This is a genomic window from Bradyrhizobium viridifuturi, assembly GCF_001238275.1.
GTDB lineage: Bacteria > Pseudomonadota > Alphaproteobacteria > Rhizobiales > Xanthobacteraceae > Bradyrhizobium > Bradyrhizobium viridifuturi.
The window spans coordinates 21,159-36,284 of the sequence record NZ_LGTB01000044.1 but is presented as its reverse complement, the minus strand read 5'-3'; the positions used below and the strand labels follow the sequence as shown (position 1 = coordinate 36,284).

The following is a 15,126-nucleotide window of genomic DNA, read 5'->3' as shown; positions in this document are numbered from 1 at the left end:
CGCGATCTAGCTGGCGACGATCTTGGCGACGCAGAGCAGGATCACCAGCGCCAGGAAGAAGATGTCGATGTAGGACTTGATCTCGCCGGCATGCCTGAGCTCGGTGACATCGGCGACGATCTTCTTGCGCGAGGCGCTCGCATTGGGCCCCTCGCCGGCCGCTGCGGCCAGCCGCCGCGTCTCGCCTTCGAGGCGCTCGATGCGCTGAAAGAAATAGAACGAGCGCAGACCGGAAAGCGCATGCATCACCGCATAGACCAGGACCAGGATCGCGACCGTCGCGCGCTGCTCGTATTTTTCCAGCAGGTTCAGCGTGAAATAGACCAGCCCCAGGAACACGAAATTGGAGACGGCACGGTAGGCGTAGCTAGCAAAGATCATCGGGAGCTCCGGGTGGGGCAGGCTTGCGGCGGCGCGCTGAGGAAAAGCGGCTGCCCCTCCGATCGGCGGCGCCGAACCGGCAGGCCACGCAACCGCGAATCTATCTGACCGGTGTTACAGGAGCGCATCGAGCGGCACCTCAGCGCCGCAGCCGGCCCTCGCCGGGAGCTGCCCGGCGAGTATAGGACCGGCACCGCCGGCGACCGGCCCTGCATCGAAAAATCCAGCGATTTCAAGGATCAGCTGAGGGGTGGTGCGCTCGGAGGGACTCGAACCCCCACGGTGTTACCCACTGCCACCTCAAGGCAGCGCGTCTACCAATTCCGCCACGAGCGCTAAGGATGTCGGATGGAACCCTAAGGCGCCGCCGCATCGACGGGGCCATGTAACAAATCACGGATGCAGGGACAAGCCGCTTGATGCTTGAATTAACTGCGAACCCCGGGAGATTTCGGCAGCATTTGCTTGACCTCGACCGCAATCCGGTTGCGGTCGACCAGGACCACGCCACTGGCCACCGGCAGGTTGTTGGCGAGGATCTTGACCTCGTCGGCCTCGGTGGCATCCAGTTCGATGATGGCGCCGCGGGAGAGCCGCATCACCTGGTGAATCGGCATCGTGGTGGTGCCAAGGACCACCATGAGATCAACACTGACTTTATCGAGGGTGGGCACTTCTGAACCGCCGAACGGGAACTAAATTGTGGGTTCACCTGACCACGTTAGGGTTAGCTAATGGTTAACGACCGCCAAAGCCTCGATTTGACGACCTTTGCGCGCCCTGCGGGCGGCGAAGCCGTCGAATGGCGGATTTCGGATCGTCCGGTGCCCTACCCCGATTCTCTCGCTGCGATGGACGCACGAGTTGCCGCGATCGCCACGGGCGAGGCAGCGGAACTGGTGTGGCTGCTGGAGCACCCGCCGCTCTACACTTCCGGCACCAGCGGCAAGGCGGACGACCTGCTCGACCCGCGCTTTCCGACCTTCCAGAGCGGCCGCGGCGGCCAGGTCACCTATCACGCCCGGGCCAGCGCGTGGCTTACGTGATGCTCGACCTCAAGCGGCGGCGGCCGGATGTGCGTGCCTATGTCGCCTCACTGGAAGAATGGATCATCCGCACCCTCGCCGCCTTCACGTCCGCGGTGAGCGCCGCGAAGACCGCGTCGGCGTCTGGGTGAAGCGCCCGGACAAGGGGCCGGGCCACGAGGACAAGATCGCCGCGATCGGCGTACGGCTGCGCCGCTGGGTCTCGTTCCACGGCATCGCGATTAATGTCGAGCCCGACCTCTCCCACTTCCAGGCGATCGTCCCCTGCGGCGTGGTCGATCCGCGCTACGGAGTCACCTCGCTGGTCGATCTCGGCCTGCCGGTCACGATGGCCGATGTCGACCTCGCGCTCCGGCAGGCGTTTATCGAGGTGTTCGGCGACACCGCGGCGCGCCTGCCGGAAGCGACGGCGTAGGATCTACGCCGCCTTCTGCGGCGCGACTTCGAGCTTGCCGGCGATGTAGCGGCGCTCCTGGGTCAGGCCGCCGAAACCGTAGGCATCGCCCCTCACTTCGTCGACATGAGCGTAGCTCTCGGTGTGGAGCGGCCCGAGCAACTCGCCCATCCGCTTGAACAGCGCGGCGAGATAGGCCGCCTTCTCGTCCTTGGTGTTGGTGCCTTCGCTGACATGGACGTCGAGCCAGTAGCTTGCCAGCCCCTGCTCGGCGAGCGACTTGCCGCCGGCGAACCAGTCGGCGGCATCTGCGGACTTCACGATAATGGCGGTGACCTTGGGGTCCTTGTGCAGAATCCCGGCGGTCAGCTCCGACACGGCGCCCGCGATGTCGGACTTCAGCGACGGCCTCTCGCGGGAGGTTGCATAAGTGACGGTGATGAGCGGCATGATCGGTCTCCTTGAGTTCGGTGGGCGCGGGTCAATCGCGCCTCCTCTAGCTAGACCTTTGCGTATCATCTTGGTATCTTATCTATATGGATAGTAATGATAACGATCATTGATCATGACCGCCACGCTCGACATCGATACCGTGCAGGCCTTCCTCCTCGTCGCCGAGCTGCAGGGCTTCACCCGCGCCGCCGAGGCGCTCGGCACCACGCAGGCGGCGATCAGCATGAAATTGCAGCGGCTCGAAACCGTGCTCGGCAAGCGGCTGGTCGAGCGGTCGCCGCGCGCGGTGCGGCTGACCGCCGACGGTGCCGCCTTCCTGCAGCACGCCCGCGCGCTGATCGAGGTGCATGATCGCGCATTGTCGGGCGAGAAGCCGGCGCGGCAGCAACTCACGCTCGGGATCAGCGATCACGCCGCCGGCCCCGAGCTGGTGCCGCTGCTGGAGCGGCTGCACGCGATGGCCTCGCAGCTAGCACTCTCCGTGACCATCGGCTTCTCGCGCGAGATGCTCGATGACTACGATTCCGGCGAGCTCGACGCGGTCATCGTGCGCCAGGAAGGCAGCCGGCGCGGCGGCGAGAAACTGACCGAGGATGAATTCGGCTGGTTCGCCGCCAAGCGCTTCGTCTGGCCGCGCGGCGATGCCTTGCCGCTGGCAACACTCGCGCCACCATGCGGCGTGCGTGCATTGGCCGTCCGCGCACTCGACAAGGCCGGCATCGCCTGGACCGAAAGCTTCGTCGGCGGCGGCGTCACCGCGGTGGTCGCAGCGGCGCTCGCAGGGCTTGCAGTCGCACCCCTCGTCCGCCGCATCGCGCCGCCGGGTTTGATCGATATCGGAACACCCCACAAGCTCCCGCGGCTCGGTGCGTCAAAGGTAATGCTGCATTCGAAGGTCAGCGATCCCGCCAAGCTCGCGGCGTTACGGACGTTGGCTGCGACGTTTCGGAGCGTGGCGGCCGCGACATAGTGCAAGCAACACCATGGGTCACATCGAGTCCTCGCGGGCCGCCAGTTCGCTCATGACGAACCAGTAGGTCAGGCCCGCGATACATCCGGCCGCGATGAACAGACCAACAAGCCCTGAAGTCCAGACGGCCGGCGAGCGAACGAGCACGCTGATGCTCAACGCGCCGATTGCAGCGCCGGCGCAAGCGAAGAAGCCGGCAGCCCGGATCTGGAATTCCTCGGCGAGCCAGACGACCAACGCCGCGGGAATTGCGGTGAGCAGACAGGTGATGACGAAGACCACGGCCGACGGAAGCAGCAGCACGACGATGCCGCCCAACAATCTCGTTATGTTGCCACCCGACGTGATCATCAGAATGGTCTGGACGACACCGGAAAGAACCGCGGTCGCGGCGCCGCAGCCCGCGAGCCAGCCGCCGATTGAACGACAACACGTGCTGGACATACGCCCCTCCTCTACAAGATCGCGTCGAACGCGCTGCGTAGCGTCTCGTGCCGGAACACGAAACCGTTGCTCAGCGCCTTGTTTGGCAACACGCGCTGGCCGCCGAGCAAGAGCTCATTGGCGAAATCGCCGCCGACGGCACGGAGCAGCGCGGCCGGCACGCGAAAGATCGTGGGCCGGTGCAGGCGACGTCCCAGCTCCTCGGTGAATTTCGTGTTGGTCACCGGGATCGGCGCGGTTGCGTTGACCGGTCCCGAAAACTCAGGCTTCGCGATCACATGGGCGATCAGGCGCACCAGATCGTCGCGCTCGATCCACGACATCCACTGCCTGCCGGAGCCGAGCGGCCCGCCGAGACCGAATTCGAACGGCGTCAGCATCCGCGTGATGAAGCCGCCATCGGTACCGACCACGAGGCCGATCCGCAAATACGCCACGCGCACGCCGTGGTCGGCGGTGGGCTTCGCCGCATTCTCCCAGGCCTCGCACAGCTCGTGACTGAAGCAGGCATGGGACTTCGCCGACTCCGTGAGCACCTGGTCCTGCCAAAGCCCGTACCAGCCGATCGCGGAGCCGCTCACCAAGACCTGCGGCTTGCGCTCGAGCCGCGCGATCAGCTTGACGACATCGGCCGTCATATCGATCCGCGAGGCGATGATCCTGCGGCGCTTGGCCTCGGTCCAAAGCCCGTTGCCAATCGGCTCGCCCGCGAGATTGACGATGGCGTCGATCCTGGTCTCGGCTGGCAACTGATCGAGGCTCGTGATCAACGTCACCGGTGGCGGCAGCATCTCGGCCTTCGCCGGATTGCGGATCAGCGCGATTACCTGATGGCCCGACGCGGTGAGGCTTGCGACCAGGCGGCTGCCGATGAAGCCGGTCGCGCCGGTCACCAGCACGGTCTGCCCCGCTGGCAACTTCTCGACCAGCGTCGCGGCCGGCCGGCTCGCCATCCGTGCGAGGCGCGTGGCCGCAGCAAAGTCTCGTGCGCCGAATAGCGCAGCTCCAAAGGCCGCGGCGTCGCGAACAGGCTCAGGAGCCCTGCAAAGGCCGGCGCGACGGCAGTCGGCAGCATCGCCCAGCCGATCAGCACGGGCACCAGCAGCACGAGGATCGCGCCGTAATTGATCGCCAGCAGCGTGTGATTGATCCGCTCGCTCGGCGGCAGCTTCCGGCTCAAATCCTCCTCGACAAAGTCCATCAGCGTGATCACGACCTCGACGACCAGCACGGCCATGATGGCGATCGCAAGAATGCCGTGGACCTCGAGCCAGCCGAGCACCAGGAACAGCAGCGCATAAAGCATGTTGCGCACGCTGTGCAGCTGCAGCTCATGGCGCTGCGAGGGACGCCATGCGAGCCGCTCGGTGAATTCGTGGTGATAGAAGGTATCGAACGCGCCCATCGCGATCTGGATGGCGACCAGGATCCACAGTAACGGCGTCATAACGAAGCCTCCCTGAACACGGCGGACTGACGGATCAGCCGGCCGAAACGCGGGTGGATGATCTCCAAGGTGAAGCGGAAGTCGCCGCAGCCGAGATCGGAATGGGTCACGGTGAGATCGCCGGGGGTGAGCCATTCGGGCAGCAACAGCCGGAATGGACCGAGCTGCAGCGAATAGCCGACGCTACGAAACACCAGCGCCTCGTGCTCGACCGCGATCGTCAGCGCCATGCTGAGGCCGAAGCCGACATACTCCTCAAGTCCGGTCGGCCCGGCAAAACGCTTGGCGGAATGAATCACCTGCGGGAAGCCGTCGCGCCGCGCGCAGATGCGGGTCCAGATCTGGCCGCCGCTGGCGGCGTCCTCGGTGACCGTGACGATCATCGGCACGCGCGTCTCGCTTCCGGTCGGAAGCGGCCCGCCAATCAGCCGCGCAGCTTGTGCCAGCCACCAGCCGGCGCGGCTGCTTGCGGCTTCCTCGACCTCGCCGACATAGACGACAGTATTGCCGTCCTCGAACCGCTTCGAGAAGCGGCGCCAGATCGCGACCGGCAGCCGGCCCCAATCCTCGTCCGGCAGCAACGCGCGGAAGCGATGATCGTCGAGCAGTTTGGTATCGGAAGCCGGCGCTGTCTTTAAGGTGGATATCCTTGCTGACGTCATCGCACACTCCCGTTACGCCGATGCCCCTATTTGGCTCTGCCCGTTGGCAGGAAACTAACGATCTTCTCGCCGAGCTTGATCAGCGCGACCAAACGCGGCCGCGGCACGTTCAGCATCTGCGTGTACCAGCGGTCGACAAGCTCGGTGAATGTCAGCATCTCCTTCAGCCGCTTGCTGGCGAGCGGACTGATCGCGGGATCGTCGGCCGCGTCGGAGACGCAGGCGCGCAGCGCTGCAAGCGCGGGATCGATCTCGCGCTCCTTGCGCCCGGCCGCGATCTTGGCGGCGACCTCCCAGATGTCGGTCTCGGCCTCGAAATGATCGCGACGGTCGCCGAGGATCGGCACCCGCCGGATCAAGCCCCAGGACAGCAGCTCCTTGATCGAGTTGGAGACGTTGGAGCGCGCCATGCCGAGCGTGTCGGCAATGTCCTCCGCCGTCATCGGCGCCTCGGCGAGATAGAGGAGCCCGTGGATCTGGCTGACCGAGCGGTTGACGCCCCACTCGTCGCCCATGTCACCCCAATGCAGGATGAAGCGCTCGACGACGGCGGGAAGCTTTCTCTTGGCAGTTATTTCTGTCATGACAGAAATATCAGATTATTCGGAGCAGAAGTCAAGAGCCGCGACCGCTGCCGCGGAGGGGGTTACGGCGCCATTCGAGGCGTTGGCGCGGACGAACCGCTGGTCCATACTTCGGAGGCAGCTACTGTCCGTGACGGCCAGGACGGCCATCTGCTTTTTTGCAAAGGAATGCATGATGACGGCGCCCCTTTCCGACAAGGTATTCGCGGGATCGGTCCCGCAGCTCTACGACCGTCTGATGGTGCCAATGATCTTTGCGCCGTACGCCAGTGACCTCGCGCAGCGCATCAAAGGCCATCGGCCGCGCGACCTGCTGGAGATCGCAGCCGGCACCGGGGCCGTCACCACCGTGCTGGCTACGGAATTGCCCGAGACAAATATTACCGCGACCGACCTCAACGAGCCGATGCTGGCGCAGGCGAAGACGCGCCTCGCGGACCAGCCGAACATCCGATGGCAGCAGGCCGACGCGCTGTCGCTGCCGTTTGCCGACGCGAGTTTCGACATCGTCGCCTGCCAGTTCGGCGCGATGTTCTTCCCCGACCGCGTCAAGGGTTTCGCCGAAGCGCGGCGTGTGGCCAGGCCCGGCGGACGGTACTTCTTCAACGTCTGGGACAAGATCGAGGCGAATGATTTCGCCGACGTGATGCAGCAAACGATGTTCCAGGTGTTCCCAAGCAACACGCCGCAATTCATGGCGCGGACACCGCACGGTTACCATGATCCGGCACGCATTCGCGCCGACCTGGTCGCCGCAGGCTTTCGCGACATCGCCATCGAGGTGGTCACCCTTCGCAGTCCCGCCGCTTCACCGGAGGATGTCGCCATCGCCTATTGCCAGGGCACGCCGATGCGCGGCGAGATCGAGGCGCAGGGTCAATCTGCGCTCGAGGCCGCAACGCAGCGCGTGGCGGAGGCCTTGGCGCACCGCTTCGGCAACGGTCCTCTGGACGGCAAGATTCAGGCGCTGGTGATCTCGGCCGCCTAGACCGTCGGCAGGAATACGAACCGCTCGCCTGCCCCGCGCAGGTTCAAAAGGTCTGATGTGCCGTCATCGGTCTGCACGCGGTCGACGCGCGCCGAGATTGGGCCGCGCCCGCACGCTTTGATCATGTCGGCAACAATGTCTTCGGAGCCGGCGAACACGGCCTCGACGCTGCCATCACGGCGGTTGCGGACCCAGCCTTCGAGGCTGCGCGCGTTCGCATGTTCGTGAACCCAGGCGCGATAGCCGACACCCTGGACGCGTCCGGTGATCGTGACGTGGCGGATCACGCCGCTCATTTCTTCAGGCCGAGAAACTCGCCGCTGCGCGTCTTGATCTCCGCTTCGCGCATCACGCGGCTGGTCAGATCGGACGACGCGATGCCCTTGAGGTTCTTCGGCGAGGTGCCTTCGCGCAGTGCCTTCAGGGTCTCATAGACCGCCTGGGTTGCGGCTGCGAACGGCGCATGGCCCTGCAACGCGATCCTGACGCGCTGACCAGCCAGATAGTCCAGCGCGGCCATCTCCTCAGGCGCGCCGCCGAGCACGATCGGCAGCGAGGTCGCGGCCGACAATGCCTCCAGCTCGGCACGCGATTTGGTGCCGGTGAAGAACAGTCCATCGACGCCGACCGCCTCGTAGGCCTTGGCGCGCGCGACCGCATCATCGAGATCAGTGATCGAGACCGCGCCGGTCCGGCCCAGAATGACGAGCGACGGATCGCTGCGCCCGTCGAGCGCGGCCTTCATCTTGCCGACGCCTTCCTCGAGCGAGATCAGCTGCGTCTTGGCCTGGCCGAACGCCTGCGGCAGCAGCGTATCCTCGATGGTGAGGCCGGCGGCACCGGCGGCTTCCACCTCCTGGACCGTGCGGCGGACATTGAGCGCGTTGCCGTAGCCGTGGTCGGCATCGACCAGCACCGGCAGGGTCGACGCGCGCGACATGCGGCGTATCTGCTCGACGAATTCGGTGAGCGTGATCAGCGCGATGTCGGGATCGCCGAGCACGGCGAGCGAGGCCACCGAGCCTCCGAACATGCCGAGCTCGAAGCCGAGGTCCTCCGCAATCCGGATCGAGGTCGCGTCATAGACCGAGCCCGGACGAATACAGCCCGATCCGTTGAGGATGGATCGCAGCGCTTCGCGGCGTTTGCGGAAGGCCATAAGGACACCCTTTCTCAACGTCATTCCGGGGCGATGCAAAGCATCGAACCCGGAATCTCGATATTCCGGGTTCGCGCGTGCCGCGCGCCCCGGAATGACGGTGCTACGCGAACTCCAGGATCAGCGCATCGACCGCGAGCGTGGCGCCGGCGGCGGCGTGGATCTTCTTCACCGTGCCGTCGCGCTCGGCGCGCAGCACGTTCTGCATCTTCATGGCTTCGACCACCGCGAGCGTCTCGCCGGCCTTGACCTCCTGGCCCTCGGTCACCGCGATCGACACCACGAGCCCGGGCATCGGGCACAGCAGCTTCTTGCCGGTGTCGGCGGCCGAGACCACCGGCATCAGCCGCGCCGAGGTCGCCTCGGTCTCGGTGAAGACATAGACCGGCACCTCAAAGCCCTGATGCGCGAGGCGGAAGCCGTTGTTGATCGCCCGCACCTGCACGGCGACGAAATTGCCGTCGATGGTGCCCTGCCAGACCGGCTCGCCCGGCGCCCAGCTCGACACCAGATTGTGCGGATTGCCGGGCAGCCCGTCAGTGCCGATGAAGCGCACCGCGATGGCGTCATCCTCACGCGCGACGTCGAGCGCAATCTCGGCGCGATCGAGCCACACCGCGCGGCGGCGCTCGCGCTGCACCACGCGGCCGCCCATCTGGCCGGAGATCTGCCGCTTGCGTTCGCCCAGCACATGATCGATGGCGGCGCCGACAGCGGCCAGCCGCCGCGCGATCTCGCCCTCGGGCACACGCGCGGAAAATCCTTTCGGGAATTCCTCCGCGATGAAGCCGGTCGAGAGCCGGCCCTCGCGCCAGCGCGGATGGTTCATCAGCGCCGACAGGAACGGGATGTTGTGCCTGATGCCGTCGACATAGAAGGCGTCGAGCGCGGTCGCCTGTGCCTCAATCGCAGCGGCGCGCGACGGCGCGTGGGTGACGAGCTTGGCGATCATCGGATCGTAGTGGATCGAGATCTCGCCGCCTTCCTGCACGCCGGTGTCGTTGCGGATGGTAATGCCGTCATGGCTGGCTTCGGCCGGCGGACGGTATTTCACCAGGCGGCCGATCGACGGCAGGAAGTTGCGGAACGGATCCTCGGCATAGACGCGGGATTCCACCGCCCAGCCGGTCAGCGTGACGTCCTTCTGCGCCAGCGCAAGCTTCTCGCCGGCGGCGACGCGGATCATCTGCTCGACGAGGTCGACGCCGGTGATCAGCTCGGTGACGGGATGCTCGACCTGCAGGCGGGTGTTCATCTCCAGGAAGTAGAAGCTCTTGTCCTGGCCGGCGACGAATTCCACCGTGCCGGCGGAATCGTAGTTGACCGCCTTGGCCAGCGCGACGGCCTGCTCGCCCATCTTGCGGCGGGTCTGCTCGTCGAGCAGCGGCGACGGCGCCTCCTCGATGACCTTCTGGTTGCGGCGCTGGATCGAGCACTCGCGCTCGCCGAGATAGATCACGTTGCCATGCTTGTCGCCGAGCACCTGGATCTCGATGTGCCGGGGATCGACGATGAACTTCTCGATGAAGACGCGGTCGTCGCCGAACGACGACTTCGCCTCGGCCTTGGCGAGGTTGAAGCCCTCGGCGACCTCCGACTTGGAATGCGCGATACGCATGCCCTTGCCGCCGCCGCCGGCGGAAGCCTTGATCATCACGGGGTAGCCGATCTCGTCGGCGATCTGGACGGCGTGCTTGTCGTCCTCGATGACGCCGAGATGGCCCGGCACGGTCGAGACCTTGGCCTTCGCAGCCGCCTTCTTGGATTCGATCTTGTCGCCCATCGCGGCGATGGCGCCGGGATTCGGGCCGATGAAGACGATACCGGCGGCTTCCAGCGCACGCGGAAACGCCTCGCGCTCGGACAGGAAGCCGTAGCCGGGATGCACGGCCTGCGCGCCAGTCTTGCGACAGGCCTCGACGATCTTGTCGATCAGGAGATAGCTCTCGGCCGCGGCAGGCGGCCCGATCAGCACGGCGTCATCGGCCATCTCGACATGCAGCGCGTCGCGGTCGGCCTCGGAGTAGACGGCGACCGTCTCAATCCCCATACGGCGCGCAGTCTTGATGACTCGGCAGGCAATCTCGCCGCGGTTGGCGATCAGGATTCGTTTGAACATGCTCTTCTTGGGCTTCTTAAAACTGGCTTCTTCGGATTTGGGCTTTTGGCAGGATTCCTCCCCGCGCAATCCGGCACGGGCCACTCCGTTGGTACAGCAAATTGCCCCGGAGGCAACGGTTGAATGCGATCCCTGCCCGGCCCTTGGCCGGTCTCTGACGGTAGCCCGAGGGGGAGTTCAGCCCGTATAGGTCTTGAAGCGGCCGCGGGAGTGAGCCTTGGCAACGGCCTTCATCAGCTCGCTGACCTCGTTCTCCAGGAATTCATTGGCCACGATCAGCGCCCGGATAGTCGCGCGCAGATTCCCTCCGCAGGCGGAAATGGCCTGATCGACAGCCGCTTCCAGCCCGTCATCGTCGTCAAATTCGGGCCGTGCAGACATCATCAGGTATCCGGGATTTAGGTGACGCGTCATGTTCCTATTTTGTTCTCATCAAGTCAATTGGATCTTTGATCGGACGTGGCCTCCTGCGCCGCCGCTTTCTTCCGGCGCCGGCGCGCGAGATATTGCAGGGTCCAGATGTCGGTGACGATCTCGACGAGGACGTTGACGATAAATTCGGCCATGCCTGCATCTCTCCCATCGCAATGTCCGGCAGTTCTACGCCGCGGAACACCGATCGCGATGTGACGGCGCGCACGCAGCTTTCGCGAACAGTCCTTGGTTGGATCGTACCGGGCTGTGCTAGAAGTCCGGTTGCCCGCCAGATATCTGAAGTGAGAAAATGCGGTTTCGACATCCGGTCATCACGATGCTTCTCCTGACATGCCTGTCCGCGAGCCCCGTCCCGTCAGCGACGGCGGGCCCCGCGACCACTGCGGTCATCAAGGACGCCGGCACGGTTCAGCTCGGCAACACGACCTACCGGCTCGACGGCATCGACGCGCCGGCGGTCGACCAGCTCTGCATCGACGAGCACGCCGACGTATGGACCTGCGGCATGGAAGCGCTTGACCAACTCACCAAGCTGATCGGCGGCAAGCCTGTTCATTGCGACGATATCGGCGTCGATCCGACCTTCAAGAAGCGCCGCCTCGGCGTCTGCAAGATCGAGGGTGACCCGACCAGCCTCAGCCAGGTGCTGGTGCAGAAGGGATATGCCCTCAACGTCGAGACGTCGGCCACTGGCCGATTCAAGCCGGACGAAGCCACCGCCAGGGACAATCGCGCCGGGCTGTGGAAAGGCTGCTTCGTGGCACCGCGCGATTTCCGCACCGCCAGGAAGGATGGCGCCCTGCTCGGAAACGCCTGCCCGGCCGATCGCGACACCCAGATCCGCGACGCGCTCTTCCCCGCGGACCTGCCGATGCCGGCAAGCTGCAACATCAAGGGCAAGTACGCCGTGCGCGCCCGGGTCACCGGCAATATCGGCATCTATCATTTGCAGGCCTGCCGCAGTTACCCGGGCCTCGGCAATCCGGATCGTTGGTTCTGCTCCGAGGAGGATGCACAGGCCGCCGGGTTCCGCAGGGCCTATAATTGCCGCCCGCCCAAGAGCAAGTGACGGGCAAGCGAAGGAGCGGCGATGCGACAAATCACGCTGGCAAAGCCGCCACGTCCTGTGTGAGACTGCGCCAAGAGGTTGCCGGCGCGAATGACCCCTCCCGATCCCTCTGATGTGCTACCCGAAGCTGCGGCAGCCGAAAGGCTGCGGCAGCACCTCGAGGAGATCGCGCGCGAACGTGATCGCGCCCATCGCGAGCTTCAGGAGCGCGAGGCCGAGCTGGCGCGGATCCAGCGCATTGCGCGGGTCGGCGGGCTCGAGATCGATTTCCGCGACGGCGTGCACAACCGCCGCTCCCCCGAATATCTGCTGGTGCATGGGCTGCCGCCCGAAGAGATCAACGAGACCTATGAGAACTGGGTCGCGCGCATCCACCCCGACGATCGCGAGCGAACCATCAAGCACCTGTTCGATGTGCTCAAGGCCGGCGGCGAGGATTACACCGCCGAGTACCGCATCATCCGGCCGAACGACGGCGAGAGCCGCTGGATTCGTGTTGTCGCCAAGATCGACCGCGACCGCAGCGGCCGCGCGCTGCGGCTGGTCGGCGCCGATCTCGACGTCACCGATCAGATGCTGGCGCAGGAAACCCTGCGCGAGAGCGAGGAACGCTTCCGCCTGATCGCCGACAGCGCGCCGGTGCCGATCTGGGTGACCAAGCTCGACCGCACCCGCTCCTTCGCCAACCAGGCCTATCTCGACTTCCTCGGGCTGCCGTTCGAGGAAGCGATCGTGTTCGATTGGCGCAAGGCGCTGCATCCCGACGACCTGCCGAAGATCCTGCAGGAGCAGATCACCGGCGAATTATCGCTCAAGCCGTTCGTGCTCGAGGCTCGCTACCGGAACGCCGCAGGCGACTGGCGCTGGCTACGTTCGGAGTCGCAGCCGCGCTGGGACCCGAATGGCAGGCATATCGGCTTCATCGGCGTCGCCCACGACATCACAGCCGCCAAGGAAGCCGAGATCGAGCTGCGCAAGCTCAACGAGTCGCTGGAGCGGCGCATCATCGAACGGACCGCGCAGCTCGAGTCCAGCGAGGCGCAGATGCGCGCGATCCTGGAGACCAGCCATCAACATCAGGGGCTGCTCAACCAGGACGGCGAGTTGCTTTACGCCAACCGGACCGCACTGGCCGGCATTCGCGCCCGCGCCGCCGATGTCGTTGGAAAGCTTTTCTGGGAGACTCCCTGGTTCAGCGCGACCGAAGGCGCGGCGGAAACGATCAAGAATGCCTTCGCCACGGCAATGCGCGGCGAGGACGTCAAATCCGAACTGCCGCTGCGACTGCCGATCGGCGAGCGCCATTTCGACTTCGAGATGCGGCCGCTGCGCGATCAGCACGGCACGATCGTCGGCGCGGTGCCGGAGGCCGTCGATATCACCGAGCGGCGCCGCGGCGAGGAGGCCCTGCGGCAATCGCAGAAAATGGAAGCGGTCGGCCAGCTCACCGGCGGCGTCGCGCACGACTTCAACAATCTGCTCACCATCATCCGCTCTGCGACCGACTTCCTGCGCCGCCGCGAGCTGCCCGATGAACGTCGCCGCCGCTATATCGACGCGATCGCCGAGACCGTCGAGCGCGCCTCCAAGCTGACCGCGCAACTGCTGGCATTCGCGCGCCGGCAGCCGCTCAATCCCGAAGTGTTCAATGTCGGGACCCAGGTCGACAGCGTGGTGCAGCTGATCCGGCCGCTGGTCGGCGCGCGGATCCATATCGAGGTCCGGATCGAGGATCCCGACTGTTTTGCGATCGCCGATATCGGCCAGTTCGAGACCGCGATGATCAACCTTGCGGTCAACGGCCGCGATGCCATGAACGGCGAAGGCCAGCTGACCATCGGCGTGCGGAAGGTCAAGCACATCCCTGCCCTGCGCGCGCAGGCCTCGCGCAGCGGCGATTTCGTCACGGTCTCGATCCAGGATACCGGTACCGGAATCTCGCCGGAAAATCTCGACGCGATCTTCGAACCGTTCTTCACGACCAAGGAGGTCGGCAAGGGAACGGGTCTCGGACTGAGCCAGGCGTTCGGCTTTGTCAAGCAATCCGACGGCGACATCGAGGTCACCTCAACGCCGGGGCAAGGCGCGACCTTCACAATCTATCTGCCGCAGGCGATGCGCCCGGTCGACGCCAAGGTCGCGACCAGCACGGGCACCGAGCAGGCCTCGATCGGCCGCGGCTATCGCGTCCTCGTGGTGGAGGACAACGACGACGTCGGCCAGTTCTCCACCGAGCTGCTCGAGGATCTCGGCTATTCGGTCAAGCGCGCGGCAAACGCCAACGCTGCGCTGTCGATCCTCACCGAGAACGAGTTCGCCGCCGACCTCGTGTTCTCCGACGTGATCATGCCCGGCATGAACGGCGTCGAACTCGCCGGCGTGATCCGCGACCGCTTTCCCGGCCTGCCGGTGGTGCTGACCAGCGGCTACAGCAACGTGCTCGCCGAGAACGCGCATAGCGGCTTCGAACTTATCCAGAAGCCCTATTCGGTCGAGGCGCTGTCACGCACGCTCCGCAAGGCGATCGCCGAGCAGCGCGCGACCGCCTCAAAACCCTGACCTCCGCTGCCGGCCGCGCGCTACTCGATCTCCACATGCGCGACGCCGAGCTGCAGGATGCCAAGCGCGCGGGCCGCAGTCGTCGAGACATCGATGATCCGCCCGCGAATGAACGGGCCGCGGTCGTTGACCCGGCAGCGGATCGATTTGCCGTGATAGGACACAGTGATCATGCTGCCGAACGGCCGCCTGCGGTGCGCGCAGGTCATCTCGCCGCTCTTGCCGATGCCGTGATAGTAGGACGCAAGGCCACTCTCTGCGTTCGCCATGCACGAGGTAAACAGCAGCATGGCCGCGGACGTTATTGCGGTCTTCATTGGTCGCCTGCCGGTCGAGCCCCGCAAGGGAACGCGGTTCCACGGTTTCGGTTCCGGGTCGGTCGCGTCGGCCGGTCGATTTCAGGGAATTTTCTGCGG

16 protein-coding genes, 1 tRNA gene and 2 pseudogenes are annotated in these 15,126 nt (G+C 65.3%); 5 read left to right on the top strand and 14 right to left on the bottom strand.

Going from position 1 to position 15,126, the window contains the following annotated elements; genetic code table 11:
- Positions 1–6: 6 nt before the first annotated feature.
- The 3 genes from ALC15_RS32660 to ALC15_RS32650 form a co-directional block, all read right to left on the bottom strand.
- On the bottom strand, positions 7–381 hold the full coding sequence (locus ALC15_RS32660; protein WP_050630844.1) for a hypothetical protein: 375 nt from the start codon (positions 379–381) through the stop codon (positions 7–9).
- 251 nt (positions 382–632) lie between these two features.
- Positions 633–717 (bottom strand) — tRNA-Leu (locus ALC15_RS32655).
- 92 nt (positions 718–809) lie between these two features.
- A complete protein-coding gene (locus tag ALC15_RS32650; RefSeq protein WP_021080574.1) occupies positions 810–1,055 on the bottom strand; it encodes a FliM/FliN family flagellar motor switch protein in 246 nt (81 codons plus the stop codon).
- 60 nt (positions 1,056–1,115) lie between these two features.
- Here ALC15_RS32650 and lipB point away from each other — a divergent pair.
- Positions 1,116–1,842, top strand: a pseudogene (gene lipB, locus ALC15_RS32645) (lipoyl(octanoyl) transferase LipB).
- A gap of 3 nt (positions 1,843–1,845) precedes the next feature.
- On the opposite strand, the gene ALC15_RS32640 reads toward lipB, so the two are convergent.
- Complete coding sequence (locus ALC15_RS32640; RefSeq protein WP_050630843.1) at positions 1,846–2,271, bottom strand: tautomerase family protein; 426 nt, start codon at positions 2,269–2,271, stop codon at positions 1,846–1,848.
- A gap of 115 nt (positions 2,272–2,386) precedes the next feature.
- Here ALC15_RS32640 and ALC15_RS32635 point away from each other — a divergent pair, with 115 nt between their 5' ends.
- A complete protein-coding gene (locus ALC15_RS32635) occupies positions 2,387–3,244 on the top strand; it encodes a LysR family transcriptional regulator (protein ID WP_050630885.1) in 858 nt (285 codons plus the stop codon).
- 18 nt (positions 3,245–3,262) lie between these two features.
- Here ALC15_RS32635 and ALC15_RS32630 read toward each other — a convergent pair whose 3' ends face one another.
- From ALC15_RS32630 to ALC15_RS32615, 4 genes and pseudogenes are all read right to left on the bottom strand, one after another.
- Entirely contained in the window at positions 3,263–3,688 is a 426-nt protein-coding gene (locus ALC15_RS32630; RefSeq protein ID WP_050630842.1) for a hypothetical protein, read from the bottom strand.
- Positions 3,689–3,699: 11 nt separating this feature from the next.
- Positions 3,700–5,135, bottom strand: a pseudogene (locus tag ALC15_RS32625) (TIGR01777 family oxidoreductase).
- Entirely contained in the window at positions 5,132–5,797 is a 666-nt protein-coding gene (locus ALC15_RS32620) for a DUF4166 domain-containing protein (RefSeq protein WP_050630841.1), read from the bottom strand. The pseudogene ALC15_RS32625 and the gene ALC15_RS32620 overlap by 4 nt, the downstream one beginning before the upstream one ends.
- Positions 5,798–5,823: 26 nt before the next feature.
- Positions 5,824–6,381, bottom strand: a complete 558-nt coding sequence (locus ALC15_RS32615; protein WP_050421614.1) for a GbsR/MarR family transcriptional regulator — start codon at positions 6,379–6,381, stop codon at positions 5,824–5,826.
- 175 nt (positions 6,382–6,556) lie between these two features.
- Here ALC15_RS32615 and ALC15_RS32610 point away from each other — a divergent pair, with 175 nt between their 5' ends.
- Complete coding sequence (locus tag ALC15_RS32610; protein WP_050630884.1) at positions 6,557–7,369, top strand: class I SAM-dependent methyltransferase; 813 nt, start codon at positions 6,557–6,559, stop codon at positions 7,367–7,369.
- Here ALC15_RS32610 and ALC15_RS32605 read toward each other — a convergent pair.
- The 5 genes from ALC15_RS32605 to ALC15_RS47340 all read right to left on the bottom strand — a co-directional run bounded on the left by ALC15_RS32605 (position 7,366) and on the right by ALC15_RS47340 (position 11,213).
- Complete coding sequence (locus ALC15_RS32605) at positions 7,366–7,665, bottom strand: acylphosphatase (protein ID WP_050630840.1); 300 nt, start codon at positions 7,663–7,665, stop codon at positions 7,366–7,368. The genes ALC15_RS32610 and ALC15_RS32605 overlap by 4 nt on opposite strands.
- Positions 7,662–8,528 carry an isocitrate lyase/PEP mutase family protein gene (locus ALC15_RS32600; protein WP_050630839.1) on the bottom strand — a complete coding sequence of 289 codons (867 nt, stop codon included), beginning with the start codon at positions 8,526–8,528 and terminating at the stop codon, positions 7,662–7,664. The genes ALC15_RS32605 and ALC15_RS32600 overlap by 4 nt, the downstream gene beginning before the upstream one ends.
- Before the next feature lie 103 nt (positions 8,529–8,631).
- Positions 8,632–10,647, bottom strand: a complete 2,016-nt coding sequence (locus tag ALC15_RS32595) for an acetyl-CoA carboxylase biotin carboxylase subunit (protein ID WP_050630838.1) — start codon at positions 10,645–10,647, stop codon at positions 8,632–8,634.
- 177 nt (positions 10,648–10,824) lie between these two features.
- The gene (locus tag ALC15_RS32590) at positions 10,825–11,031 is read right to left on the bottom strand and encodes a hypothetical protein (RefSeq protein WP_050630837.1); all 207 of its coding nucleotides are present in this window, start codon (positions 11,029–11,031) and stop codon (positions 10,825–10,827) included.
- A gap of 53 nt (positions 11,032–11,084) precedes the next feature.
- Positions 11,085–11,213: a hypothetical protein gene (locus tag ALC15_RS47340; RefSeq protein WP_283806324.1), complete on the bottom strand. Its 129-nt coding sequence runs from the start codon at positions 11,211–11,213 to the stop codon at positions 11,085–11,087.
- 185 nt (positions 11,214–11,398) lie between these two features.
- Here ALC15_RS47340 and ALC15_RS32585 point away from each other — a divergent pair, with 185 nt between their 5' ends.
- The gene (locus ALC15_RS32585; RefSeq protein ID WP_430649214.1) at positions 11,399–12,151 is read left to right on the top strand and encodes a thermonuclease family protein; all 753 of its coding nucleotides are present in this window, start codon (positions 11,399–11,401) and stop codon (positions 12,149–12,151) included.
- Positions 12,152–12,241: 90 nt separating this feature from the next.
- Positions 12,242–14,710, top strand: coding sequence for a PAS domain-containing hybrid sensor histidine kinase/response regulator (locus ALC15_RS32580; RefSeq protein WP_050630835.1), 2,469 nt, complete (start codon positions 12,242–12,244; stop codon positions 14,708–14,710).
- A gap of 20 nt (positions 14,711–14,730) precedes the next feature.
- On the opposite strand, the gene ALC15_RS32575 is transcribed toward ALC15_RS32580, so the two are convergent.
- Positions 14,731–15,027 (bottom strand): septal ring lytic transglycosylase RlpA family protein, encoded by a 297-nt coding sequence (locus tag ALC15_RS32575; protein WP_050630834.1) that lies wholly within the window; start codon positions 15,025–15,027, stop codon positions 14,731–14,733.
- Positions 15,028–15,126 lie beyond the last annotated feature (99 nt).